This is a genomic window from Halorientalis brevis (genome assembly GCF_023077655.1).
The window spans coordinates 278,016-299,466 of sequence record NZ_JALLGV010000008.1 but is presented as its reverse complement, the minus strand read 5'-3'; the positions used below and the strand labels follow the sequence as shown (position 1 = coordinate 299,466).

Below are 21,451 nucleotides of genomic sequence, written 5' to 3'. Positions count from 1 at the left end.
ACCGGTGAGGACGGGTTTACCGAACGGCAGAGCCCGAAGATTAGTCCGCGATCGAGGGGCTGGCCGCGCAGTTGTTCGGCCCGAGTTCCAGTTCGAAGGCGTCCTCGTCGTCCAGGTCTTCGCGGCCCAGGTTCGCCGCGATGATGCGCTCGAAGTTCGCCGGCCGCGGCGGGACGTCCCGAAGGATGAGCGCCTGGAACTCCGCACGGCCCATCGAGTACACCGCCAGGTCGTCGCGGAGGTCGCCCAGCGTCGCGGTGTAAGTCCCGTCGTCAGCCGGCGTCGCCGCTTCGCCGTAGTGGCCGGGCGCGACGACCGTCTCGTCGGGCAGGGCCGCGAGGCGGTCGGTCAGCGACTCGTAGAGGTGGGCCGCCAGCACCTCCGCGCCGTTCTCGCCGCGTTCCAGGTCCGGGCGGGCGACGCTCTCGACGAACAGGCTGTCGCCCGAGAGCAGCACGTCGCCGACCCGGAACGCCGTCATGCCGGTCGTGTGGCCCGGGAGGTGGCGGACCTCGACCGTGGCGTCCCCCACCGTCAGTTCCTCGCCGTCGATGATCGTCTCGACGTCGTAGGTAACGCCGCGCTCGACGGCCATCCGCGGCAGCACTGCCGTTGCGCCGGTCTCGGCGGCGAGTTCGCGAAGTCCGCTCACGTGGTCGGCGTGGACGTGGGTATCGACGACGGTCGTGATCTCGGCGTCCCGCTCCGTGGCGTCGGTGACGTACCGGTCGGTGAACGCCCGGAGCGGATCGACTACCATGGCCTCCCCAGCCGAGACGATCATGTAGCCCAGACAGCCACTCGCCGGGCGCTGGTACTGGACGACGGTCGGGTCCGAGTCGGTGATCTCGCGGGCGCGATAGACGCGCGCCCAGCCCTCCATGCCGTCGGCGAGGTTCTGGGCGTCGATGCCGGCCTCGGTGAGCAGGCCGGCGACGTACGCGCTGGCTTCGCCGCGACCGCAGACCACGGTGATCGGACCGTCGCCGTCGACGTCGGCGGCGAGGTCGGCGACCGAGTCCTGGACGTCCGCCTGGAGCCACTTCATGTAGGGGACGAGCGTCGTTTCGGCGCCGTCGATCTGCCAGGCCTCGAACTCGTCGCGGTTGCGCACGTCGAGCAGTCGCACAGACTCGCCGGCGTCGAGGCGGTCGGCGAGTGTGGTCGGCGCCACCGCGTCCACCTCGACGTCGGGTTCAGGGTAGTCGGTCATAGGTCCCTGTAGACGGGGCTGGCGAATAAACCGTCTGCCGAGCCGGCCACAGCCACGGCAACCGATATATCCGACGCGTCCGAACGACACGCCATGAACGGCCAGACGCTCGTCGAACGCGTCCGGGAGGAAAAACGGACGGAGCTAGAGCGACTCAAATCGGACAAGGCACTCATCGCAGCCACCGAAGCGGCACTCGAACCGTCGACCGTTCTGGCGGTCGTCGTCGAAACCGAGCGGACGCTCGAATCAGCGTACGGGGAGTGGGCCGAGCGGGCTGCGACCGACGAAGCGGCGGACGCGTTCGCGGACGCTGCACGGACGGCCGGCCAGAACGCCGACCGACTCGCGGCAGCACTCGACTCCCTGCCCGAAGCCAGGGACCTCACAGCACCGCTCGACGTCGACGTGACGCTGGAGGCGGTCGCGGCCGGTCTCGTGGGCCAGTCGCTCGTCCTCGACGGGACGCTCCTGCAGGCGATCAACTTCTTCGTCAACGAGGCCGACGAGCGACGGGCGGACCTCGTCCGCGACGTGCGGACGAGCGTCAACGCCCGCCTGAACGACGGCGCGGTCGCCCTGAACGGCCTCTGCGAGAACGACGCCGAGTGGACGCAGGCGGAGACCGCCGTGACGGAGGTCGTCGACGCCGCCTACGCCGACTACGCCGAAACGCTCGGTGCGATGGGAATCGACCCGAAGCCGGTCTGTTGAGCGGCCGGTCAGGCCTGTTCGGGCGGTCGCTCCTGGAAGTCGATCACGGCCTCGCGGAACTCGTCGGGAACGCGCGTCGGGTCGCCGGTCTCGCCGTCGACGGCGACGTGGGTGACCGTCCCCTCGGCGAGCAGTTCGTCGTCGGCGGGCCGCCAGGCGGCATATTCGGAGGTCATGCTGGATTCACCGATGGTGGCGACGCGGAAGCCGTGGACCAGTTCGTCCTCGAAGGTCGCCTGGCCGCGGTAGTCCAGATCGACGTTCACGACGTGGATGTCCCAGCCAGCCTCCGCGATCGCCCCGTAGCTGTAGTCGATCGCGCGGAAATACGCCGAGGACGCCTCGTCCTGGAAAGTGACGTAGTTACCGTAGAACACGACTCCTTGCATGTCCGTCTCTTCGAAGCGAACGCGGTTCTCCCAGACGACGGGCAACTCGTCCATGCGACGTAGGCGCGCGGGGTGCAGTTAACCGTTGTCACGCCTCCTCGATGGTGTCGAGGACGCGCTGGGAGAACTCCGTCTCCGTGATGTCGTCGGCTGCGAGGTCGCGGAACCACGCGGCGTCCGCGTCCCACGACCCCAGAGGCTCCCCGTCGAGGTTCTTCACGATGCCGTGGACGTCGACCGCCTCCCAGCCTTCCTCGCGGAACTCTCGGAGGACGTTGACGACGCGTCCGATGTCTCGGTGCGGGACGCCCTCGGTCCCGTGGACCGTCTCGTAGGTGATCTCGACGGCGTCAGCGTCCCGCGCGAAGTCGGTGACGTAGATGCCGTGGCTCATCAGGCGGTTCTCGATGCGCTCGTCTATGTCGTCCGGGACGGACATACGCAGAACTAGGACCGGTCGGCGTTTGGGTCTTGGGTGGGACTCACGCGGGACGCGGGCACTCGTACTCGTCGCGGACGGTGTTGGCCAGCAGGCCGTCTTTCTCCAGGGTGAGATAGACGACGAGGAACTTCGTGTCCTCGGGGCGGATGACGAACACCTCGTAGGGCGGCTCCTCGCCGCCGTCGCCGAGTTTGTCGATCATCGGTTCCAGCGTCATCCGGCCGTCCTGGAACTCGGTGAAGATGTCTTTCTCGCCCTTTTGCTTCGCGAAGGTGTAGAGGACGCCGTTAGCGTCGCCGTCCGTGTCGTAGGTGACGTTCGAGTAGATGGGCATGTGCTCGCGCTTGCCCTGCTCGAAGGTCTCCTTTGCCTGCTCGAAGATGTCCGGGACGCCGTCGACGAACTCGACGAGCGTCCGGGTCTCGATGGAGAGTTCGGCGAACGACGGGTCGCCCTCGCCGCTCCACGCCAGCGTCGCCTCGACGAGATACCCCGGTTTGAGTTCCTGTACGGTCGACTGGAGGGGCTCGTAGTAGCCCGACGCCTGCACGTAGGTCGGCTCCTGTTCCCCTTTTTTGACGAGGAGCCACTCGTCTACCACGTCCGCACCCTCGCGGTCGCGGTCGCTCTCGAACACCCGATACGTCCCGGACTCGGTCGCTGCCATGGTGGTGCGTATACAGCCGATACCTAAAGACCCGTGGGTACGACAGTCAGCGCTGGCACACGGCGTCGGCGCCAGCCCGCACCGGCTCCCCACGCCAGCAGATTCATGCCGCTGGTGCCCGAACCAACGACCAATTGTGGGTCGCCCATGACATCGGACCAGACTCCCAGAATCGTCTCGTTACTCCCCTCGGCGACCGAGATCGTGTACGCCCTCGGACTGGAGCCGGTCGGCGTCTCCCACGAGTGCGACTACCCGCCCGAGGCGACCGAGAAACCGGTCGTCAACCGGTCACGGATCGATCCCGACGCCAGCAGCCAGGCGATCAACGACCAGGTCGCGTCTGCCGAAGACGGGGACGGCGTGTACGAGATCGACACGGCAACGCTGGCCGCGCTCGACCCCGATCTCGTCATCTCCCAGGGAATCTGTGACGTCTGCGCCGTCGACGAGGTGCTCGTCGAAGAGGCGATCGAGCGGACCGGCATCGACGCCGCCGTCCTGACGACCGATCCGCACAGCCTCGACGACGTGTTCGCGGACGTCCGCCGGATCGGCGACGCGACGGGACGAACGGAGCGGGCGGCCGAACTCGTCGCCGACCTCCGTGAGCGAGTCGACGCCATCGAGCAGACGATCGCCGGCATGGACGACGAGCGACCCAGCGTGGCTGTGCTCGACTGGCTCGACCCCGTGATGGTCGCCGGCCACTGGGTGCCCGAGATGGTCGCGATGGCCGGCGGCGAGTACGGCCTCGCCGCGCCCGGCGACCGGTCGGAGCCGCGCGAGTGGACCGAGATCACCGAGTACGATCCCGAGGTCCTCGTCGCCGCGCCCTGCGGGTTCGAACTCGAACAGACCGTCGCGAACGTCGACGAACTGACCGAGCGCCCGGGGTGGGACGAGCTGACGGCCGTCGAGGACGGTCGGGCGTACGCGCTCGACGGACACAACTACGTCAATCGACCCGGGCCACGGCTGGTCGAGACGCTCGAATATCTGGCAGCGCTGCTCCACCCCGACCTGTTCGAGGCGCCGCCGACGGACGCCGCCCGGCCGCTGGCCGAAGTCCTCGCGTAGATGCTGGTTCTCTCGCGAGGCGTCTACGACGACGTGGTAGAGCACGCTCGGACGGGTTCCCCCGAAGAAGTGTGTGGCATCCTCGGTGGCGAGTTCGGTGCGGACGAGAGCCACGCCGGCGCGAGCTATCGGACCGACAACGCCGCGGACGCGCCGCGGACCGAGTACGCCATCGATCCCGAAGAACAGTTCGCGGTGATGGACGACGTCGAGGACGCGGGACGAGACGTCGTCGGCTTCTACCACTCCCATCCACAGGGACCACCACGGCCGAGTCAGACCGACCGGGCGCGGGCGACCTGGGAGGGATACACCTACGTCATCGTCTCGCTCGACGGCGCCCACCCCTACGTCGGAGCCTGGCGCTGGACGGGAGACGCGTTCAGCCAGGAAGTCGTCGCAGTGCGGTGACGGCGGTCAGACGAGCATCGCGAAACCGACGTAGAAGTTCGACGCCACGACGGCCGAGCCGAGCCCGAGCACGACGAACATCCAGGACCGCCACAGCGGCACCCGCATGACGACGTCACGGCACTCGATGAGCGTGATCCCGACGACGGCGGCCACGGCGCCCTTGAACACGAGCAACAGCAGCGGGTCGTGCAGCAACACCGCCCGAACGATCGGGTTCGCCTCCAGCGAGAGATCGCCGGTCAACGAGAACGCGAGTAGCGTCGACACCGCGTCGCCGATTCCCCAGACGAACATCTGGGCGAAAACCAACTCGGCGTAGCCCAGTTCTCTCGCACCGAGAAAGCCGAGCCCGAACTCGACTCCGAAGTCAGGGGACGACGTCGACATGGTGTGGGAGTCACCTGCGTACCCACCAGTTGCCGAATTCCAAACATAAAGTTACGCGCCCGAATATCAGGAATGAAAACATATCGTGGGGAACCGGGACGACCCGTCAGTCGGCACTGATCGCGCAGGTTTCGACGTATTCGACGTCCTGCACCGAGGAGATGGCGGGCTCGTCGCCACAGACCGGACAGTCGGGATTGGGCTCGACGGGGACTTCCTCGAAGGTCATGTCCATGGCGTCGTAGAAGATCAACCGGCCGTCGAGCAGTTCGCTCTCGGGCAGGAGGTCGGCCCCGCGGAGAATCCACTTGACGACCTCGGTGGCCTGGATGCAGCCGACGGTGCCGGGCAGCACGCCGAGGACGCCAGCCTCGGAACAGTCGGGGACGGTTCCCGCTGGCGGCGCTTCGGGGAACATGCAGCGGTAGCACGGCGAATCGTCTTCCTGAGCGAAGGTGGTGACCTGCCCCTCGAAGCGGTAGATCGCGCCGTGGGAGAACGGTTTGTTCGCGAGCGTGCAGGCGTCGTTGACGAGATAGCGGGTCGCGAAGTTGTCGCTGGCGTCGACGACGAAGTCGTAGTCGGCGATCAGGTCGTCGACGTTCTCGGCCGTGATGCGGGTGTGGTGGCGCTCGATAGTGCAGTCGGGGTTGAGATCGGTGACGAACGCGGCGGCACTGTCGACTTTCGGGCGCCCCACGTCGGCGTCGGCGTGGATGACCTGGCGCTGGAGGTTGCTCCGTTCGACGTCGTCGTCGTCGGCGATGCCGAGCGTGCCGACGCCCGCGGCCGCGAGGTACTGGATGATCGGCGAGCCGAGCCCGCCCGCGCCGACGACGAGGACGCGCGCGTCGAGCAGCGCCTTCTGGCCCTCGGGGCCGACGTCGTCCATGATGATGTGCCGGGAGAACCGGTCGAGTTGCTCCGGCCCGAGATTGAGACCGCTCATACCCGTGGTACGCGGGCCGGGCGAATAAACGACCGGGTCCCTGCCGACCGTTCAGAGGTCGTAGAGGTCGCCGAACTTCTCGGTCGCGTAGTCGAGGAAGTAGTCGGCGGTGAACGACTCGCCGGTCGCCTCCCGAATCAGGTCGTCGGTGGTGTACCGGCAGCCGTGGCTGTGGACGTTCTCGGTGAGCCAGGCGTGGAGTCCGTCAAACTCGCCCGCGCGGACGTCACCCGCCAGGTCGTCCAGGTCGTCTTCCGCGGCGGCGAACAGCTGGGCGGCCAGCACGCTGCCCAGCGAGTACGTCGGGAAGTAGCCGAAGTTCCCGTGGGTCCAGTGGATGTCCTGGAGACACCCTTCGGCGTCGGTGTCGGGGCGAACGCCGAGGTACTCCTCCATCTTGTCGTTCCAGACCTGCGGGACCTCGGCGACGTCGAGGTCGCCGCTGACGAGGTCGCGTTCGATCTCGAACCGGAGGATGATGTGGAGGTGGTAGGTCAACTCGTCGGCTTCGACGCGGATGCGGTTGTCCGGGTAGATCCGGTTGGCCGCTTCGTAGAATTCCTGCGGGGCGGCGTCGACGCCGAGGTGGTCGTCGACGTGGCTGGCGAACAGGTCCCAGAACGGACGCGACCGACCAACGTGGTTCTCCCAGAGGCGCGACTGGGACTCGTGGACCGACAGGTCGCGCGACTGGCCCAGCGGCGTGCCGTACTGGTCCTGTGGCAGGCCGAGGGTGTAGGTCGCGTGGCCGAACTCGTGGATGGTCGAGCCGAGGGCGTCGAGCGGGTCGCCGGGTTTGAAGCGCGTCGTCACCCGCGCGTCGAACTGCGTCCCCATCGAGAACGGGTGCGGCGCCGTGTCGAGTCGGCCCCGATCCCAGTCGTAGCCCAGCGTGTCGAGCGCGTCTCTGACCAGTTCCTCCTGAGTGCCTTCGTCGTAGGTGCCCTCGAAGGGACTTGCCAGTTCGGCGTCGCTGTCGCTGATCTCGTCGATGAGGGGGACCAGTTCGTCGCGCAGTCGTTCGAGGACCCGCTCGGCCGTGTCGAGTCCGAGGTAGGGCTCGTAGTCCTCGAACAGCACTTCGTAGGGATCCCGGTCGGGGTCGATGTGCGCGGCGTACTCGCGTTTCAGCTCGACGACTTTCTCCAGCGTCGGGGCGAACGCCTCGAAGTCGTCGTTCTCTTTGGCCTGTTTCCACGTGGGCAGCGCGTTCGAGGTGGTCTCGGAGATTTCCTCGACGAGATCGCCAGGGACGCGCGTGGCGCGCTCGTGCTCGCGGCGGACTTCCCGAACGACGGCCTGTTGTTCGGGGCCGAGGTCGGTCGCTTCGAGCTCCTCGAGATAGTCGGCGAGGTCGTCGGACGTGAGCATCTCGTGGTGAACGGTCGAGAGCGCCGCGGTCTGCTGGGAGCGAGCGGGAGTGCCCGCGTCGGGCATCATCACCTGCTGATCCCAGTTCAGAATGCCCGCGGCGTTCTGGACGTTCGTCATCCGGGTCACGTGGTCGAGGAACTGCTCGTACGTCTCGGCAGTCTCCGGGGCAGCGGTGTCGCTCATCGTCGGTCCGTCAGGGCCCAGCGTCAAAAAGGGTCGCGCCGTCCCGGTGATTCGGCTCGCGAGCGAGTACAACGATTGATAACCGTGGGGAAAGACATATTGTAAAACCCTGGTAACGTCCCCCAAGGTCCTGTTCCAGGGGACGGAGTCGTCATGCACGGAAACTCGATTACAGCAGTGTTGGAATCGTTCGGCGTGAGCGAGACGGCGCGGCGCGCTGACGTGCGAGCCGGGGGTGGGCACGGCGACGTCGTCCAGGGACGCCCGAACACCAGCACGTACCGATGGACGTAGACATAGACTCACTCGAGACGCTGAATCTGCTCACCCGCGAGGGTGCCCAGGAGGCGAGCGACGCGCTCGGACAGATGGTGGACACGCCCACCGTCATCGACGTCACGAAGCTGCTGGTGGCCGACAGCGCGGACATCACCGCGGACATCCACAGCGGGACCAAACACGGCGTGCAGTTCGACGTCGACGGGAAGCTCTCCGGCACGCTCCTGTTCACGTTCGATCAGGAGTGCATCGACACCGTGACCGAGTTGCTCGTCCCCGGGGCGGCCAGTGACTCGATGGCCAGGAGCAGCGTCACGGAACTCGCGAACATCATGATGGGCGGGTTCCTGGCCGGCTGGGGCGACCACCTGGAGACGGGGCTGGACGCCTCCCCGCCGACCTATCTCGAAGCCGACGAACTGGACGCCTTCGAGATCGAATCGCTCGGTCCGGACACGAACAGCGTGCTGGCGTTCGGGAGCACAGTCATGTGGCGGGACAACACCGTCGGCCTCGACATCTATCTCATCCCCGACCGGGAGTCCATCGAGACCGTCCTCCAGGAGGAGCGCGATCGCGAAGACGCGCAGCCCCAGGCCCAGGATACCACCGCCGATTCCGGTGGCTTCGGCTTCAACCAGGGGAGCGAGAGCGACGCCGGCCCGTTCGCCGACGACGGCGACGATGGCCCCTTCGGCTCCGGTGACAGCGGTGACGAGACAGTCGGCCATGACGCCGACACCGCAACAGCCGACGACAGTCCCTTTGGCGTCCCGGACAGCGACGACGACTCGTTGGCGGCGGGTGACGGCGACGCTGAGGGCGAGGACGGCCCCTTCGACGACGGCGCAGACGAGTTCGGCTTCGAGATGGACGACGACGCGGGTGCAGACTCGATCTCGCTGGACAAGCTCTCGGTGTTCAGCGACCTGACCAAGGAGGGAACGGAAGCGGCGGCCGAGCAGGTCACGATGATGACCGGGATCGAGACGACGACCGAGATCGCCGGCATCACCTTCACGCCAATCGAGGACATCCCCGAGACGCTCGAAGACGGGGACTACGTCGGGACAACAGGCGAGTTCGAGGGGACGCCGAGCGGCTATCTGATCATCATGTTCGACGAGCAGTCCGCCAGGAACATCGCCGAGGCGATGATGCCGGTCGACCCCGGCGACGCTGACGGACTGACGGACATGCACGAGAGCGCCATCGAGGAACTCGGCAACATCATGACGAGCGGCTTCATCGACGGCTGGGCGAACGTGCTCCAGACCAGCGTCGAGCACACGCCCCCGGAGTTCGCCGAGGACATGGAGATGGCGTTCATGGAGATTCTGACCGACCAGCTCGGCCAGTTCCAGACCCACGCGTTCAGCATCGAATCCGCGATGCACACCCCCGAGATCGACTTCAACTGCAAGATCCTCGCGCTCCCCAACGAAGCCGAACTGGAGACGGCGCTCGACGCCCTCGACGTCGACCGCCAGGACGAGACGGACGTGGACCCCGACGACCTGTTCTAATCGTAGTGCATCGTCATCTCGTCGGCCCACACCGGAATCGTCGCAGTGTGTGACTGGTCGTCGAGGTGGACCGTCGCCGTGACCGCCCGCGGCGTGACGGCGACGACGCGGTCGAACGGAACGGTGGGCTCGGAGACGACTTCGCCCTCGCGGTTTTTCGTCGTCGTCTGGCGAGCCGAGATCGCCATCTCGTCGTCGCGCGTCGTGATGCCGACGCTCAGGTTCGGGTCACCGTCGACGGCCGACCGGACGACCGAGCCCACTTTTTTCGCCCCGGCCGACGCGCACTCGGTGACCGCCCAGTCCTCGAAGGGCGTCGTTTCGTAGATCGTCGTGCGCGTGGGCGGCCCGTCGCCGGGCGTTCCGACGCGCTTGTAGTAGGCGGGGTATTTGACGGCGTGCTCGTCGGGCAGGTAGTCGAGGTCCGGATCGGTGATCGTCCGTTCGATCGTCACGGGATCGCCGTCGGGACGGATCGGTTCCTGCCGCGCGGTCGCAGTCCCAGTCCCTGTGGCAGCGTCGTCAGGCGTCGCCGTGGAGGCGGTCGCCGTCGGCGCAGCGCCTGGCGACTGGGGTTCGTCGGTCGCATCGCGGTCGGCTCCGGGCGTGCTGACACAGCCGGCGAGGGCAGCCCCGGCGAGCGTCAGCGACTGGAGGACGCGTCGTCGTGAGTGAGTCATCACGGGAGACTGTCAGTACCACGGACAAGTGCTTTCGGGACGGTCAAACGCGCCTTTCAGTCAGACCAGTCCCGATTCAGCGACTCGGCGGTAGATCTCGTAACAGCGCTCGACGACCGCGAGCGACGCGCTCTCGTCGGCCGTGTGTGCCTCGCCGGGTTCGGCCACGCCGCAGATCACGCACTCGGTCCCCGCCTGGGAGAGCCACCCGGCGTCGGTCGCGTGGGGTTTGACGACGTGTTCAGGCTGGGCGTCCTGTGCGTCGGTCGCCGCGTCGAGCACCGCGTCGGCGAAGGCCGCGTCGTCGCAGGCCATCGGCGGGAGGTCCTGGTCGACGGTCCACTCGACGCCGTCGATCGTCTCGGCCTGCCCCAGGTCGGCGCGCTCACCTGGAACCGTGCGCTCGTCGACGGTCACCTCGCAACGCTCGGGGATGACGTTCCAGGCCGAGCCGCCGTCGATCTCCGTGACGGCGACGCTGCCGCCCAGGTCGTGCCCCAGGACAGTCGTCTCCGGAAATTCCAGGTCTCGAACCACGTCGACGGCGTCGGTGGCGCGGTAGATAGCGTTCTCGCCCTGGGCGACCTCGCTGGCGTGGGCGGACTGGCCGCGTGCCGTGATCGTGCTCCCTCGTCGACCCTTGTGGGCGACGGCGACGTCCGTGACACCAGGCTCCGAGTAGCCCGTCGACCCCTCGCCGACGACGGCGTAGTCGGGTTCGAATCCCTGGTCGATCGCACATCGTGCGCCGACGCCGCCGACCTCCTCGCCGACGAACGAGGCGAAGACGAGTTCCCCGTCCGGGTCCGCGTCGCGGAAGGCACACATCGCGGCCGCGACTGCGCCTTTCATGTCGGCCGTCCCGCGACCGTACAGCCGGCCGTCGCGTTCCTCGACGACGTACTCGCCAGCCGGGGTCACTTGCGAGTCGTCCGGCGGCACCACGTCGTGGTGGCCGACGAGTGCGAGCGAGGTGTCACCAGTTCCTTTGTGGGCAATGACGTTGCCGCCGCGGCCCTCGTCGGTGCCAGCGTCGTCCCGGGTGACCGTGGCGTCGGTGTGCTCGCGCAGCCACTGCTCGATGAAATCGCCGACGTCCGCCTCGGACTCGTGACTGGGAATCGAAACGAGGCGCCTGGTCAGTTCCCGCACGTCGTTCATACCAGCGAGAAGGAAGTCCCGGTTTGAGAATGTAGGGGGTCAGTCCTGGTCGTCCATCCGATCCGAGACGGACTCGTCCTCAGTGAGTCGCGCTTCGAGAATAGCCCGAACGTGCTCGCGCGCCCGGTCGAGCGATTTTCGGGTGTCACCCTCGGTGTCGTCCTCCAGTCGCGCGAGTTCTGCCCTGATGGATTCGAGGTGGTCCTGTCTCGGCTCGTCGTCCGACGCATCGAGGTTTCCGAGCGCCTCCGTGAGATTGTCGAGCACTTCGCTGACATCGCCCCCAGCATCCTCGCGGGCGTGCTGGAGCTCGGTTCGCAACTGTTCGAGTTCCGCGTCGGGGGTAGGACCTGGGTCGCTCATCGGGTTCCCTCCATCGGGTTTCGCATACCTCGATTGTGGGCCTGGACGCCCGTGAGTCTGCGTGCATCGTGGCTGCCGGTCGCCAACGACTCGCTGCCGTCAGACTCGCGCGTAATCGATCCCGCGATAGACCAGATACAGCACGGCGTTCAGCAGACCCACCAGCATGAACAGGCCACCGAGTGCCGGTCCGAGCCTGCTCAGCAGGCCGCCGGTACTGCCGAGGTTACCGACGAAGCCCGCGGCGAAGGCGGCGATCACGCCCCAGACGCCGAGGATACCCGCGATGCGAGCCCCGTCTTCGACGTACGTCGTCACGTCATGTGCAGGGGGAAGGTCCCGCGGCTGCGACGGGCTGCCAGAATCGTCGGTGGGTTGGTCCGGAGAGGGATGATCGTTCGGGGACATATCATCTCGTTACAAAGGCCCGAGAATAAAACTACACACTAACACGAGCATCAAGACCCTTATCAGGCGACGGGTTCCTACCACTGGTATGAACATCGTACCGGACACGAGCGTCGTCATCGACGGTCGCGTGTCCGAACACGTCGAGTCCGGCGACTTCGCCGACGCGACTATCTACGTCCCGGAAGCCGTCGTCGGCGAACTCGAATCGCAGGCCAACGACGGCCGCGACAGCGGCTGGGACGGGCTCTCCGAGCTGCAGGCACTCGCCACGCTCGCCGACGACGGCGAGATTACTCTGGAGTACGTCGGGCGCCGGCCCGACGCCGTCGAGAAGCGCGACGCGGGCGAGGGCGAGATCGACGCCCTCATCCGCGACACCGCCGCCGAGCACGACGCCACGCTCTTCACCTCGGACATCGTCCAGAGCGAGGTGGCCACGGCCAAGGGAATCGACGTCGAGTACGTCGAACCCCGGACCGAGGACACCACCGTCGAGTCGCTCTCGATCGAGGACTTCTTCGACGAGACGACGATGAGCCTCCACCTCAAGACCGGCGTCCGCCCGATGGCAAAGCGGGGCGAACTCGGAGACATGCACTACGAGGAGATTCGCGACGAGGTCTCCACCGAGACCCAGCTCAAGGAGTGGAGCCAGGAGATCCGGAACAGCGCCCGCGCCAGCCCCGACGGGTTCATCGAACTCTCCGAGGAGGGCATGACCATCGTCCAGTTCCGCGACATGCGGATCGCCATCGCCAGTCCGCCCTTCGCCGACGGCCACGAGATCACGGCCGTTCGTCCCATCGCCAAGACGGAACTCGACGACTACGAGTTCGCCGACGAACTCCGTGATCGGCTCACCGACCACCAGCGCGGCGTCCTGATCTCGGGTGCGCCCGGGGCCGGGAAGTCCACGTTCGCGCAGGCCGTCGCCGAGTTCCTCTCGAAGGCGGACTTCGCGGTCAAGACCATGGAGAAGCCGCGCGACCTCCAGGTCGGCCCGCACATCACCCAGTACACGGAACTGGGCGGCGAGATGGCCAAGACCGCCGACTCGCTGCTGATGGTCCGCCCGGACTACACGATCTACGACGAAGTGCGCAAGACCGACGACTTCGAGGTGTTCGCGGACATGCGCCTCGCGGGCGTGGGCATGATCGGCGTCGTTCACGCCACCCGGGCCATCGACTCGCTCCAGCGGTTGGTCGGCCGCGTCGAACTCGGGATGATCCCGCAGGTCGTCGACACGGTCGTCTACATCGAGGCCGGGAAAGTCGAGAAGGTGTACGACGTGAAAACCGAGGTCAAAGTGCCAGAAGGCCTGATGGAGGAAGACCTCGCACGCCCGGTCATCCTGATTCGGGACTTCGAGACCGGCCAACCCGAGTACGAAATCTACACCTTCAACCGCCAGGTCGTCACCGTCCCGATCGGCGCCGACGAGGACGGCGGCCGCGAGAGCGGCGTCGATCGGATCGCAAAGCAGGAGGTCGAACGCGAGATTCGCTCCATCGCCCACGGCCACGTCGAAGTCGAACTGCGCGGTCGGGACACCGCCGTCGTGTGGGTCGAAGACGACGACATCTCGCAGGTCATCGGCAAGGGCGGCGGACGCATCTCGGACGTGGAGAATCGCTTGGGCATCGACATCGACGTCCGCACCTTCAGCGAGCGCCCGTCCGGCATGCCGAGCGAGGGCGCCGCGGGCGGTGGCGGCGGCCAGCCTGGCCAGATCGTCACGCCCGAAGTGACCTCGCGCCACGTCATCGTCCCGATGGACGGCCACGCCGGCGAGACCGTCGAGGTCCAGGCCGACGGCGAGTACCTCTTCACCGCGACCGTCTCCCGTGGCGGCGAAATCCAGGTCTCCCGGGGCAGCGCGATCGCCGAGGAACTGGAGCAGGCGATCGATCGCGGAAAGACGATCACCGTCGTCCCCTCGTAAGTTCCGCGAGCGAACGCAGTGAGCGAGTGGCAGTTTTGGTCCAGCTTTTGCAAGGAGCGGTTTCCGCAGCGAGCGACGCGAGCGAGGAACCCGACGCAGTAAAAGGTGGGTGTAGAACCAGGTCTCCCGGGGCAGCGCGATCGCCGAGGAACTGGAGCAGGCGATCGATCGCGGGAAGACGATCACCGTCGTCCCCTCGTAAGTTCCGCGAGCGAACGTCGTGAGTATAGCGGGACCCTCGAAGGGGAGGGCGGGGAGTTGCAACCAACGTATATAGCCGTCGCAATATGATACCAGAGTTATGCGTGAGCTCTCGGCTGACGAAGTGACGACAGTGTTGAGTCGGAACGGCATCGGTGTTCTCGCGCTGCTGGACGGAGACCAGCCGTATCCGCTCCCGATGTCGTTCGGCTACGACGGTGACCGACCGCTGTTCGTGATGCAGTTCGGTGCAGGGCCGGACAGCCGCAAGTTCGACTGTCTCGAAGAAGGAGCGAAGGCGGGATTCACCGTTTACGAGGAAACGGAGCCAGGAACCGAGTGGCGAAGCGTCGTGATCACTGGCGAGCTCCGTGAGATTCGCGACGAAGAGACCGTCGACGCCTACACCGCGATCGCGGCGAACGCCGAGTTCGCGCCCGACATGGCGATCTGGGGGGTTCCGCTCGAAGACACGTCCCTCACGGTGTTCGAGCTGACGATGAACGAGTGTACCGGACGGGCGTTCTCGATGACCAGGTAACCCGGGCAGCGCGACCAGTACGAGGGCCGCTATTCTCTGGACGCGTCGAGGATGGCCGTCGTGAGTGCGGGTTGCGCGTCCCCGTCCCCGCGGAACCGTCGGGTGCGTGCCAGGAACGTGAACAGCGATCCCAGCGCGACCGCGCTGAGCGAAGCCGTCCCGCGGTCGCCGGCAAGCAGGTCCAGTGACGCGAGCGAGAACACGGCGAGCGCTCCCACCGCCGTGCCGACGGCAACGGCGAGCGCCACGTCCAGCGCGATCGTTGGAAGACGCTCTGGTCGCCAGTAGGCTCGCGCGTCGAACCGTTCGGGGAGCGTCATCAGAATCACGAGCAGGGGTTGAGCGAGTGCGAATCCGATCACGTACGCGTACGCCTCCGGGAGGCCGGCCGCTTTCAGTTCCAGCGTCGCGGCGATCGCGACGGCAGCGGCCGTAAGCGTCAGCACGACGCCGGCAGTGCCCCGCGGAAACACCCACGCGCAGACGGCGAGGAGAAGGAACCCCGTGACGCCCAGCGGGACGAGGAGGGCAGGGAGTTGCATACCTGCGGTGACAGCGGACAGGAACATAAAAACCGCAACGCGTTTTCTGGCTCAGAAAAACAGGGTGCCAGCCGAGAGGTGTGTGAGCGCGGTTGCACGGCTGGTCACTGGCGGACATCCGTCCCGCCCCAGTCAGGGCGGCGGTGACTGGAGCGGGGAACCCCCTCGATGAGACGTGGCGATCAGTCAGAGACAGCGGATTCGGTCTGTTCGGCGGCCTGGTCCTCGTCGTCGTCGATGATCTCGTAGAGGTTCTGGCGGGCGTCGGCGAAGTAGACGTCTTCGTCTACGGCACCGACGTCTTCGAGGCGTTCCAGGGCGTAACGGACGGTGCGAGCGGAGAGCATCGACTCTTCGACGATGCCTTTCTGGGTGAGCGGGCCGTTGTATTCGAGTACTTTGTAGACGAGCTTTGCACTCGGCGGAAGGTCCGCGATAGTCTCCCCATCGGATTCTGCCATCGGATAAACGTGGGCACGCCTGGTCCATAAAGATTGATGGACGGGACCGAGAGACCGGTAAATTCCGGATTTCGGGTGGTGGCCGATGACAACTGGCCGGCGTGAATCATTCCCGATATGTAACAATTCGGCGGACGTCAGCCACAGCCGTCGCGGTCGGACTCACCACGGTTCAAGAGGGAGGGTCTCCCGCACCTTTTGTCGGAATGCTTTCCAATGGTGAGAGGCGCCTTACTGTCGCGACGGCAGACGTGGACCGACGCCGCGAGCGACCGAGTGATGACGGCGCGGTGCGGGTCCGCGGGACGCCGCGGGTCGTGCGCGCGAGCGGGGAACGAACCTCTTTTGAGGGCGGATGGCTGACTGGAAGGTATGGCAACGGAATCGGTCGATCGACGGGCAGCCCACATTCGAGGGCTGACGGTCACGACGCTTGCCTCGCTGGCGGGCGTCGCCGCCGCAGTCGTCTCCCAGGCGGTTGCCGGATCGGCCACCGACAACACCGCGCTGTACGTCCTCGTCGGGACGATCATCGTTCAGTTCCCGATTCTCAGGGTCCTGGGCATCGAGGTGGAAGACTTCTCGACGAAGGATTACCTCTACGTGGCGTTCATGACGTTCTCGCTGTGGTTCGTCTCGTGGGGCGTCCTCCTGACCGCAAACACTCCGATCAACTTCTAACATGGCCGAAGACAGTATCGCCGTCGTCGACCTGGATAGGTGTCAGCCCGACCGCTGTAACTACGAGTGTGCGAACTTCTGTCCGCCGAACCGGACGGGCAAAGAGTGCATCATCACGCGCGATGAGCGCTACGAGAGCGCCGAACTCTACGAGGGCGGCCCGGATCAGGTGAGCATCTCCGAGGAGATCTGCCTGGGCGAGACCTGTGGCATCTGCGTCGAGAAGTGCCCGTTCGACGCCATCGAGATCATCAACCTCCCGCAGGAACTCGACGAGGAGCCGGTCCACCGCTACGGCGAGAACGCCTTCGCGCTGTACGGGCTCCCGGCCCCCGAAGAGGGGAAAGTCACCGGGATTCTCGGTCCCAACGGGATCGGGAAGACCACCGCCGTGCGCATCCTCGCCAACGAGATGATGCCCAATCTGGGCGAGTTCCACACCGAGCCCGACTGGGACCGCGTGCTCGACGAGTACCGCGGGACGGAACTGCAGGACTACCTCGAAGAGCTGCGCGACGGCGACGTGACTGTCGCGCGCAAGCCCCAGTACGTCGACCAGATCCCCGACCAGTTCGACGGGAAAACGCGGGATCTGCTCGAACGGACCGACGAGCGCGGCGCGCTGGACGACCTGGTCGAGCGCTTCGGCATCGGCGCGGTGATGGATCAGGACATCGACTCCATTTCGGGCGGTGAGCTCCAGCGGGTCGCGATGACGGCCACGCTGGCGCGGGACGCCGACTTCTACTTCCTGGACGAGATCACGCCGTACCTCGACATCGGCCAACGCGTCACCGCGGCGCGCATCATCCGCGAACTCGCCGAGGAAGAGGACCGCTCGATGCTCGTCGTCGAGCACGACCTGGCCATCCTGGACCTGCTGGCAGACGGCGTCCACCTCGCCTACGGTCGCCCGAGCGCGTTCGGTATCATCACGCCGCCCAAGTCGGTCCGGAACGGCATCAACGAGTACCTCTCGGGCTACCTCGACAACGAGAACATGCGCATCCGGGAGGAGGCGATCACGTTCGAGGAACACGCCCCACGGACCGCGACGAAAGCCGAGGCCGTCGTCGAGTATCCGGACCTGAAAAAGTCCTACGGCGAGGGCGAGTTCTCGCTGGAGGTCGAGGCAGGCAAGATTCACGAGAGCGAAGTGCTGGGCGTCGTCGGCCCGAACGGGATCGGGAAGTCCACGTTCGCCCAGTTGCTCGCCGGCAAACTCGAGCCGGACGAGGGCGAGATCAACTCCCGCCTGGAGATCTCCTACAAACCCCAGTACATCGACATCGACCAGCACATGCGGGTCGACGCGTTCCTGCGCTCCATTACTGATGACTTCGGAACCTCCTACTGGAACACCGAGATCGCCCAGCCGCTCCAGCTGGAGCGGGTCATGGAACAGAACCTCACAGACCTCTCGGGCGGTGAGCGCCAGCGCGTCGCCATCGCGGCCTGTCTCTCGAAGGACGCGGACCTGTACCTGCTCGACGAGCCGTCGGCGCACCTGGACGTCGAACAGCGCGTGATGGCGACCTCGGCGATCCGCCGCTACGCGGAGAACCACGACGCCACCGCGCTGGTCATCGACCACGACATCTACATGATCGACCTGCTCTCCGATCGGCTGCTCGTCTTCGACGGCGAACCCGCGGAACACGGGTACGCCTCCACCCCCACGAGCATGCGCGAGGGCATGAACGAGTTTCTCGGCAACCTCGACATCACGTTCCGGCGCGACGAACGGACCAAGCGCCCACGCGTCAACAAACCGGGCAGCCAACTCGACCGCCAGCAAAAGAAAGACGGCGAGTACTACTACTCGGCCTGACGAGAATGATAAGTATCCGGCGGCCATCGGCCGCCGGTTCACTGTCAGAGCAGGCTCTGACAAGCCCACACTCGTTCCCTGCGGTCACTCGTGTGGACACCGGACGCGCCGTCGGCGCGTCCGGCTTTTTTTAGCGTAGCTTTTCCGAGGAGGGGTTCCCACAGGCTGCCTGCGGCAGCCGAGGAAACCCCGACGAGAAAAAGGTACGACATCACGTTCCGCCGCGACGAGCGGACCAAGCGCCCGCGCGTCAACAAGCCGGGCAGCCAGCTCGATCGCGAACAGAAGAAAAACGGCGAGTACTACTACTCAGCGTAACCCCGTTTTCCACTGTCTTCCCGCCCGACACCGACGTTCGAGCGGTGCCGCCGGCGCGCGTTCAGTCCAACGACGAGTGACGGCAGCGAGTGATTCGTTCCTGTCACAAGAGCGCGGTCGGCAGCGCGCGCGAGTGGTCGTGTAGAGTTTTGACACAGGTTCGAATTTATAACCCCTCGGCTATTCGCGGCAGAACCCCCGACATCACCCCCACGTTCGAAAACCGATAAGTTATGGATATTATCCGTGACGTGATTCCAAACCTACGGATATTCTATCTTGCGCACTACCCACAATACTATTATAGGGGGATAGCTTGAGATTCGGTTGTCAATGAACGCAACGCGAACACGCGGGTACGTGGTGGTTGACCGATGTTAGGACTCGAATCGCTCGGCCCGGCGGGACAGGCGATCCAGAACGTCGGCGCCGTCCTCCTGGAAGCGATGGTACTGTACGTGGTCTACGGCGCGGTCACGACGGCAGTGTCCGGGAAGCTCAAGAAATTCCTCGGAGGAAGCTGACAGTGGCGATGGAACTGTTCGGCATCGCGGCGACGCAACTCGGCCTGTTCGTCGGGTTCGGCCTGCTCATCGGAACGCTCTTTGGCTTCTTCGGGATGGGTGGATCGTTCCTGGTGACGCCAGCGCTGCTGGTCATGGGATACGACTCGACGACCGCGGTCGGGTCCGGCCTGGCGTTCGTCTTCGGGACCTCCGTCATCGCAGCGCTCCGGCACCGCGATCACGGCCAGGTCGACTACAAGCTCGGGCTGATGTTCATCGTGGGCATGACCGCCGGCATCGAGGTCGGGAAGGAGATCGTCTATCTCTTGAAGGGGCTGGGCTTCGCCGACCTCGTGGTGAGCCTCTCGTACATCGGCCTGCTGGCGACCGTCGGCCTGTTCATGCTCCGTGACGCACGGACGGAGGACACGGGCGAAAGCGGCGAAGACCCAGCGATCGCACAGAAACTCCAGGCGTTCGAGATTCCGCCGATGGTGACCATCAAGGGCGGGACGCAGGTATCGCTGTGGCTGGCGCTGGCCATGGCGCTCGTCATCGGCGTCCTCTCGGGCTTTCTCGGGGTCGGCGGCGGCTTCCTGCTCATGCCCGCGATGATGTACGGGCTGGGCGTCCCCGCCGCCGTCGCGGTCGGGACCGACGTGTTCCAGATCACCGCCTCGGGCGCGTTCGGCGCCTTCACCTACGGGATGTCCGGCGCCGTCGACCTCTCGATCGTCCTGCCGCTGCTCGCCGGAAGCGCGATGGGTGCCCGCATCGGTGCTGGTGCGACCGCCCTCGTGGACGAAGACGAGATCACGGGCTACTTCGCGGCGATGTTGCTGGCGGGTGCGGCCGCCGTCGCCAGCAAGAACCTCGGCAACACGTACAACATGGAGATCCTGAACCAGATCAGCATGGCGCTGATCTTCGGCGCCGCGCTCCTGGTCAGCAGCGCGATCATCTGGGCCAGCATCAAAAGCATCCGCGAACAGACCGACGGAGGCGAGCAGAACGACACGTCGACCGCCGCCGACTGAGTTCGGTCGCTTTTCTCACGCTTCTAAGCCGTATTCGACGTCCAGCGGGTCCTGCATGTCGCCCATCACGGCTTCGAGCGCGTCGGTCGCCGTGAGCGAGCCGACGACCTCGCCGTCCGCGAAGACGAGCGCGAGTTCCTGCCGCTCGGCCTGGAACTGGTCGATGGCGTCGCTGATAGTCGTGTCCGCGGCCATAGTCATCGGCGGTGCCGCGATCTCCTCGAACGTCGTGTCGCCGGCCCGGAGCCGATCGATCGCGTCGATCACCTTCGGAGCGTACACGATGCCCCGGAAGTCCTCCACGTCCTCACTGACGAGCGGGAACCGGGTGTGCGGACTCGATCCGATACGGTCGAGGTTCTCGTCGACGGACGCGTCGGTCGAGAGGAAGACCACGTTCTCGGCATCGGTCATGACGGCGCTGATCGGTTCCTCGCCGATGCGGAAGGCGTTGCGGATCTCCTCGCGGCGTTCCTCGGGAAGTTCTCCCTGTTCGAGGAGGTAATCCAGGCGCTTGCGCAGATCAGCGCGGGTTTCGATCACGTCCGTCTCGGTTTCGAGCCACGCGCCGGTCATCTCGACGCCGAACAGCTTGAGCGTCCACTTGGCGACGCCGTCGCCGATCTTGATGGCCGGCGAGACGAGCCACGCGAACCAGTACAGCGGCGTCGCGCCGTAGCGGGCGACGAACTTCGTCCGCTCGACGCCGAGGTACGTCGGCGTCTGCTCGCCGTGGGTCAGGTGGAGGAGGTTGATGATGAGGAAGGCGATGAGCCCGCCGGCCCCCACGGACGCGAGCGTCGTGTCGCGGAAGACCGGCTCGAACAGCGCCGCCAGCGCCGGTTCGGCGACGATCCCCACCGCGATCGAGGAGGCGGTGATCCCCACCTGACAGCTCGTCAGATAGATTTCGAGGTCCTGGGTCATCTGCCAGGCGCGGCGCAGTCCCGGCTCGTCGAACTCGGCTTTCGGGTACTGGCGAACGCGCGTCAGCGCGAACTCGATGGCGACGAAAAAGCCGTTGGCCAGGATCAACAGCAGCCCCGCACCCAGCCGAATCCAGAGTTCGAGGGAGTTCATATGGAACCGTTCGTGCCACTGACCTGATATACGTGCTGGTCCCGGGTCCTGAGCGACTCGCCCGAACGCGGCCAGC

Annotated in this window: 25 protein-coding genes; 11 read left to right on the top strand and 14 right to left on the bottom strand. The window is 66.0% G+C overall.

Going from position 1 to position 21,451, the window contains the following annotated elements; translation table 11 throughout:
- Window positions 1–40 precede the first annotated feature (40 nt).
- On the bottom strand, window positions 41–1,213 hold the full coding sequence (locus MU553_RS19540) for an MBL fold metallo-hydrolase (protein WP_247380780.1): 1,173 nt from the start codon (window positions 1,211–1,213) through the stop codon (window positions 41–43).
- 93 nt (window positions 1,214–1,306) lie between these two features.
- On the opposite strand from MU553_RS19540, the gene MU553_RS19535 reads away from it, so the two are divergent.
- Window positions 1,307–1,927 carry a hypothetical protein gene (locus MU553_RS19535; protein ID WP_247380779.1) on the top strand — a complete coding sequence of 207 codons (621 nt, stop codon included), beginning with the start codon at window positions 1,307–1,309 and terminating at the stop codon, window positions 1,925–1,927.
- 8 nt (window positions 1,928–1,935) lie between these two features.
- Here MU553_RS19535 and MU553_RS19530 read toward each other — a convergent pair whose 3' ends face one another.
- Genes MU553_RS19530 through MU553_RS19520 form a run of 3 tightly spaced genes read right to left on the bottom strand, consistent with a single transcriptional unit; the run spans window position 1,936 to window position 3,425 of the window.
- Window positions 1,936–2,370, bottom strand: coding sequence for an acyl-CoA thioesterase (locus tag MU553_RS19530; RefSeq protein ID WP_247380778.1), 435 nt, complete (start codon window positions 2,368–2,370; stop codon window positions 1,936–1,938).
- A 34-nt stretch (window positions 2,371–2,404) separates the two neighbouring features.
- Complete coding sequence (locus MU553_RS19525; RefSeq protein WP_247380777.1) at window positions 2,405–2,755, bottom strand: DUF8159 domain-containing protein; 351 nt, start codon at window positions 2,753–2,755, stop codon at window positions 2,405–2,407.
- A 43-nt stretch (window positions 2,756–2,798) separates the two neighbouring features.
- Window positions 2,799–3,425, bottom strand: a complete 627-nt coding sequence (locus MU553_RS19520) for a DUF6663 family protein (protein ID WP_247380776.1) — start codon at window positions 3,423–3,425, stop codon at window positions 2,799–2,801.
- A gap of 147 nt (window positions 3,426–3,572) precedes the next feature.
- Here MU553_RS19520 and MU553_RS19515 point away from each other — a divergent pair, with 147 nt between their 5' ends.
- Both MU553_RS19515 and MU553_RS19510 read left to right on the top strand, forming a co-directional pair.
- Window positions 3,573–4,505 carry a cobalamin-binding protein gene (locus MU553_RS19515; protein ID WP_247380775.1) on the top strand — a complete coding sequence of 311 codons (933 nt, stop codon included), beginning with the start codon at window positions 3,573–3,575 and terminating at the stop codon, window positions 4,503–4,505.
- A complete protein-coding gene (locus tag MU553_RS19510; protein ID WP_247380774.1) occupies window positions 4,506–4,916 on the top strand; it encodes a desampylase in 411 nt (136 codons plus the stop codon). It abuts the gene before it with no gap.
- Window positions 4,917–4,922: 6 nt separating this feature from the next.
- Here MU553_RS19510 and MU553_RS19505 read toward each other — a convergent pair whose 3' ends face one another.
- The 3 genes from MU553_RS19505 to MU553_RS19495 form a co-directional block, all read right to left on the bottom strand.
- Window positions 4,923–5,306 (bottom strand): DUF5658 family protein, encoded by a 384-nt coding sequence (locus MU553_RS19505; protein ID WP_247380773.1) that lies wholly within the window; start codon window positions 5,304–5,306, stop codon window positions 4,923–4,925.
- A gap of 106 nt (window positions 5,307–5,412) precedes the next feature.
- Window positions 5,413–6,255, bottom strand: coding sequence for an SAMP-activating enzyme E1 (ubaA, locus tag MU553_RS19500; RefSeq protein WP_247380771.1), 843 nt, complete (start codon window positions 6,253–6,255; stop codon window positions 5,413–5,415).
- A gap of 51 nt (window positions 6,256–6,306) precedes the next feature.
- Window positions 6,307–7,812 (bottom strand): carboxypeptidase M32, encoded by a 1,506-nt coding sequence (locus MU553_RS19495; protein WP_247380770.1) that lies wholly within the window; start codon window positions 7,810–7,812, stop codon window positions 6,307–6,309.
- Between the two features lie 153 nt (window positions 7,813–7,965).
- Here MU553_RS19495 and MU553_RS19490 point away from each other — a divergent pair, with 153 nt between their 5' ends.
- Together MU553_RS19490 and MU553_RS19485 are read left to right on the top strand one after the other, a co-directional pair.
- Window positions 7,966–8,106 (top strand): hypothetical protein, encoded by a 141-nt coding sequence (locus MU553_RS19490; protein WP_247380767.1) that lies wholly within the window; start codon window positions 7,966–7,968, stop codon window positions 8,104–8,106.
- Window positions 8,097–9,617 (top strand): chemotaxis protein CheC, encoded by a 1,521-nt coding sequence (locus MU553_RS19485; RefSeq protein WP_247380765.1) that lies wholly within the window; start codon window positions 8,097–8,099, stop codon window positions 9,615–9,617. The genes MU553_RS19490 and MU553_RS19485 overlap by 10 nt, the downstream gene beginning before the upstream one ends.
- Here the strand turns inward: MU553_RS19485 and MU553_RS19480 are convergent.
- The 4 genes from MU553_RS19480 to MU553_RS19465 all read right to left on the bottom strand — a co-directional run bounded on the left by MU553_RS19480 (window position 9,614) and on the right by MU553_RS19465 (window position 12,229).
- Window positions 9,614–10,297, bottom strand: a complete 684-nt coding sequence (locus MU553_RS19480; protein WP_247380763.1) for a hypothetical protein — start codon at window positions 10,295–10,297, stop codon at window positions 9,614–9,616. The two genes, MU553_RS19485 and MU553_RS19480, sit on opposite strands and share 4 nt — an antisense overlap.
- Window positions 10,298–10,357: 60 nt before the next feature.
- On the bottom strand, window positions 10,358–11,458 hold the full coding sequence (locus MU553_RS19475; RefSeq protein WP_247380761.1) for a M20 family metallopeptidase: 1,101 nt from the start codon (window positions 11,456–11,458) through the stop codon (window positions 10,358–10,360).
- A gap of 39 nt (window positions 11,459–11,497) precedes the next feature.
- Window positions 11,498–11,821: a DUF7553 family protein gene (locus MU553_RS19470; protein WP_247380758.1), complete on the bottom strand. Its 324-nt coding sequence runs from the start codon at window positions 11,819–11,821 to the stop codon at window positions 11,498–11,500.
- Between the two features lie 99 nt (window positions 11,822–11,920).
- Entirely contained in the window at window positions 11,921–12,229 is a 309-nt protein-coding gene (locus MU553_RS19465) for a hypothetical protein (protein ID WP_247380756.1), read from the bottom strand.
- Window positions 12,230–12,317: 88 nt separating this feature from the next.
- Between MU553_RS19465 and MU553_RS19460 the strand changes: the two genes are divergently transcribed.
- Both MU553_RS19460 and MU553_RS19455 read left to right on the top strand, forming a co-directional pair.
- Window positions 12,318–14,177: a PINc/VapC family ATPase gene (locus MU553_RS19460; protein ID WP_247380753.1), complete on the top strand. Its 1,860-nt coding sequence runs from the start codon at window positions 12,318–12,320 to the stop codon at window positions 14,175–14,177.
- Between the two features lie 301 nt (window positions 14,178–14,478).
- The gene (locus MU553_RS19455; RefSeq protein WP_247380751.1) at window positions 14,479–14,919 is read left to right on the top strand and encodes a pyridoxamine 5'-phosphate oxidase family protein; all 441 of its coding nucleotides are present in this window, start codon (window positions 14,479–14,481) and stop codon (window positions 14,917–14,919) included.
- Between the two features lie 29 nt (window positions 14,920–14,948).
- On the opposite strand, the gene MU553_RS19450 is transcribed toward MU553_RS19455, so the two are convergent.
- Together MU553_RS19450 and MU553_RS19445 are read right to left on the bottom strand one after the other, a co-directional pair.
- Window positions 14,949–15,461, bottom strand: a complete 513-nt coding sequence (locus MU553_RS19450) for a hypothetical protein (protein ID WP_247380749.1) — start codon at window positions 15,459–15,461, stop codon at window positions 14,949–14,951.
- A 182-nt stretch (window positions 15,462–15,643) separates the two neighbouring features.
- A complete protein-coding gene (locus tag MU553_RS19445; protein ID WP_247380747.1) occupies window positions 15,644–15,922 on the bottom strand; it encodes a MarR family transcriptional regulator in 279 nt (92 codons plus the stop codon).
- A gap of 372 nt (window positions 15,923–16,294) precedes the next feature.
- Between MU553_RS19445 and MU553_RS19440 the strand changes: the two genes are divergently transcribed.
- The 4 genes from MU553_RS19440 (at window position 16,295) to MU553_RS19425 (ending at window position 20,295) form a co-directional block, all read left to right on the top strand.
- The gene (locus MU553_RS19440) at window positions 16,295–16,603 is read left to right on the top strand and encodes an EMC6-like membrane protein (protein WP_247380745.1); all 309 of its coding nucleotides are present in this window, start codon (window positions 16,295–16,297) and stop codon (window positions 16,601–16,603) included.
- A 1-nt stretch (window position 16,604) separates the two neighbouring features.
- The gene (locus MU553_RS19435) at window positions 16,605–18,434 is read left to right on the top strand and encodes a ribosome biogenesis/translation initiation ATPase RLI (protein WP_247380743.1); all 1,830 of its coding nucleotides are present in this window, start codon (window positions 16,605–16,607) and stop codon (window positions 18,432–18,434) included.
- Between the two features lie 692 nt (window positions 18,435–19,126).
- Entirely contained in the window at window positions 19,127–19,276 is a 150-nt protein-coding gene (locus MU553_RS19430) for a DUF7512 family protein (RefSeq protein WP_247380741.1), read from the top strand.
- A gap of 8 nt (window positions 19,277–19,284) precedes the next feature.
- Window positions 19,285–20,295 (top strand): sulfite exporter TauE/SafE family protein, encoded by a 1,011-nt coding sequence (locus MU553_RS19425; protein ID WP_247380930.1) that lies wholly within the window; start codon window positions 19,285–19,287, stop codon window positions 20,293–20,295.
- Window positions 20,296–20,310: 15 nt separating this feature from the next.
- Here MU553_RS19425 and MU553_RS19420 read toward each other — a convergent pair whose 3' ends face one another.
- Entirely contained in the window at window positions 20,311–21,375 is a 1,065-nt protein-coding gene (locus MU553_RS19420; protein ID WP_247380740.1) for a CNNM domain-containing protein, read from the bottom strand.
- Window positions 21,376–21,451 lie beyond the last annotated feature (76 nt).

What these genes read in the sequence shown, in the direction of transcription:
- MU553_RS19540 (WP_247380780.1), bottom strand. Translation starts at nt 1,213, where the DNA reads ATGACCGACTACCCTGAACCCGACGTCGAGGTGGACGCGGTGGCGCCG.
- MU553_RS19535 (WP_247380779.1), top strand. Translation starts at nt 1,307, where the DNA reads ATGAACGGCCAGACGCTCGTCGAACGCGTCCGGGAGGAAAAACGGACG.
- MU553_RS19530 (WP_247380778.1), bottom strand. Translation starts at nt 2,370, where the DNA reads ATGGACGAGTTGCCCGTCGTCTGGGAGAACCGCGTTCGCTTCGAAGAG.
- MU553_RS19525 (WP_247380777.1), bottom strand. Translation starts at nt 2,755, where the DNA reads ATGTCCGTCCCGGACGACATAGACGAGCGCATCGAGAACCGCCTGATG.
- MU553_RS19520 (WP_247380776.1), bottom strand. Translation starts at nt 3,425, where the DNA reads ATGGCAGCGACCGAGTCCGGGACGTATCGGGTGTTCGAGAGCGACCGC.
- MU553_RS19515 (WP_247380775.1), top strand. Translation starts at nt 3,573, where the DNA reads ATGACATCGGACCAGACTCCCAGAATCGTCTCGTTACTCCCCTCGGCG.
- MU553_RS19510 (WP_247380774.1), top strand. Translation starts at nt 4,506, where the DNA reads ATGCTGGTTCTCTCGCGAGGCGTCTACGACGACGTGGTAGAGCACGCT.
- MU553_RS19505 (WP_247380773.1), bottom strand. Translation starts at nt 5,306, where the DNA reads ATGTCGACGTCGTCCCCTGACTTCGGAGTCGAGTTCGGGCTCGGCTTT.
- ubaA (WP_247380771.1), bottom strand. Translation starts at nt 6,255, where the DNA reads ATGAGCGGTCTCAATCTCGGGCCGGAGCAACTCGACCGGTTCTCCCGG.
- MU553_RS19495 (WP_247380770.1), bottom strand. Translation starts at nt 7,812, where the DNA reads ATGAGCGACACCGCTGCCCCGGAGACTGCCGAGACGTACGAGCAGTTC.
- MU553_RS19490 (WP_247380767.1), top strand. Translation starts at nt 7,966, where the DNA reads ATGCACGGAAACTCGATTACAGCAGTGTTGGAATCGTTCGGCGTGAGC.
- MU553_RS19485 (WP_247380765.1), top strand. Translation starts at nt 8,097, where the DNA reads ATGGACGTAGACATAGACTCACTCGAGACGCTGAATCTGCTCACCCGC.
- MU553_RS19480 (WP_247380763.1), bottom strand. Translation starts at nt 10,297, where the DNA reads ATGACTCACTCACGACGACGCGTCCTCCAGTCGCTGACGCTCGCCGGG.
- MU553_RS19475 (WP_247380761.1), bottom strand. Translation starts at nt 11,458, where the DNA reads ATGAACGACGTGCGGGAACTGACCAGGCGCCTCGTTTCGATTCCCAGT.
- MU553_RS19470 (WP_247380758.1), bottom strand. Translation starts at nt 11,821, where the DNA reads ATGAGCGACCCAGGTCCTACCCCCGACGCGGAACTCGAACAGTTGCGA.
- MU553_RS19465 (WP_247380756.1), bottom strand. Translation starts at nt 12,229, where the DNA reads ATGTCCCCGAACGATCATCCCTCTCCGGACCAACCCACCGACGATTCT.
- MU553_RS19460 (WP_247380753.1), top strand. Translation starts at nt 12,318, where the DNA reads ATGAACATCGTACCGGACACGAGCGTCGTCATCGACGGTCGCGTGTCC.
- MU553_RS19455 (WP_247380751.1), top strand. Translation starts at nt 14,479, where the DNA reads ATGCGTGAGCTCTCGGCTGACGAAGTGACGACAGTGTTGAGTCGGAAC.
- MU553_RS19450 (WP_247380749.1), bottom strand. Translation starts at nt 15,461, where the DNA reads ATGCAACTCCCTGCCCTCCTCGTCCCGCTGGGCGTCACGGGGTTCCTT.
- MU553_RS19445 (WP_247380747.1), bottom strand. Translation starts at nt 15,922, where the DNA reads ATGGCAGAATCCGATGGGGAGACTATCGCGGACCTTCCGCCGAGTGCA.
- MU553_RS19440 (WP_247380745.1), top strand. Translation starts at nt 16,295, where the DNA reads ATGGCAACGGAATCGGTCGATCGACGGGCAGCCCACATTCGAGGGCTG.
- MU553_RS19435 (WP_247380743.1), top strand. Translation starts at nt 16,605, where the DNA reads ATGGCCGAAGACAGTATCGCCGTCGTCGACCTGGATAGGTGTCAGCCC.
- MU553_RS19430 (WP_247380741.1), top strand. Translation starts at nt 19,127, where the DNA reads ATGTTAGGACTCGAATCGCTCGGCCCGGCGGGACAGGCGATCCAGAAC.
- MU553_RS19425 (WP_247380930.1), top strand. Translation starts at nt 19,285, where the DNA reads ATGGAACTGTTCGGCATCGCGGCGACGCAACTCGGCCTGTTCGTCGGG.
- MU553_RS19420 (WP_247380740.1), bottom strand. Translation starts at nt 21,375, where the DNA reads ATGAACTCCCTCGAACTCTGGATTCGGCTGGGTGCGGGGCTGCTGTTG.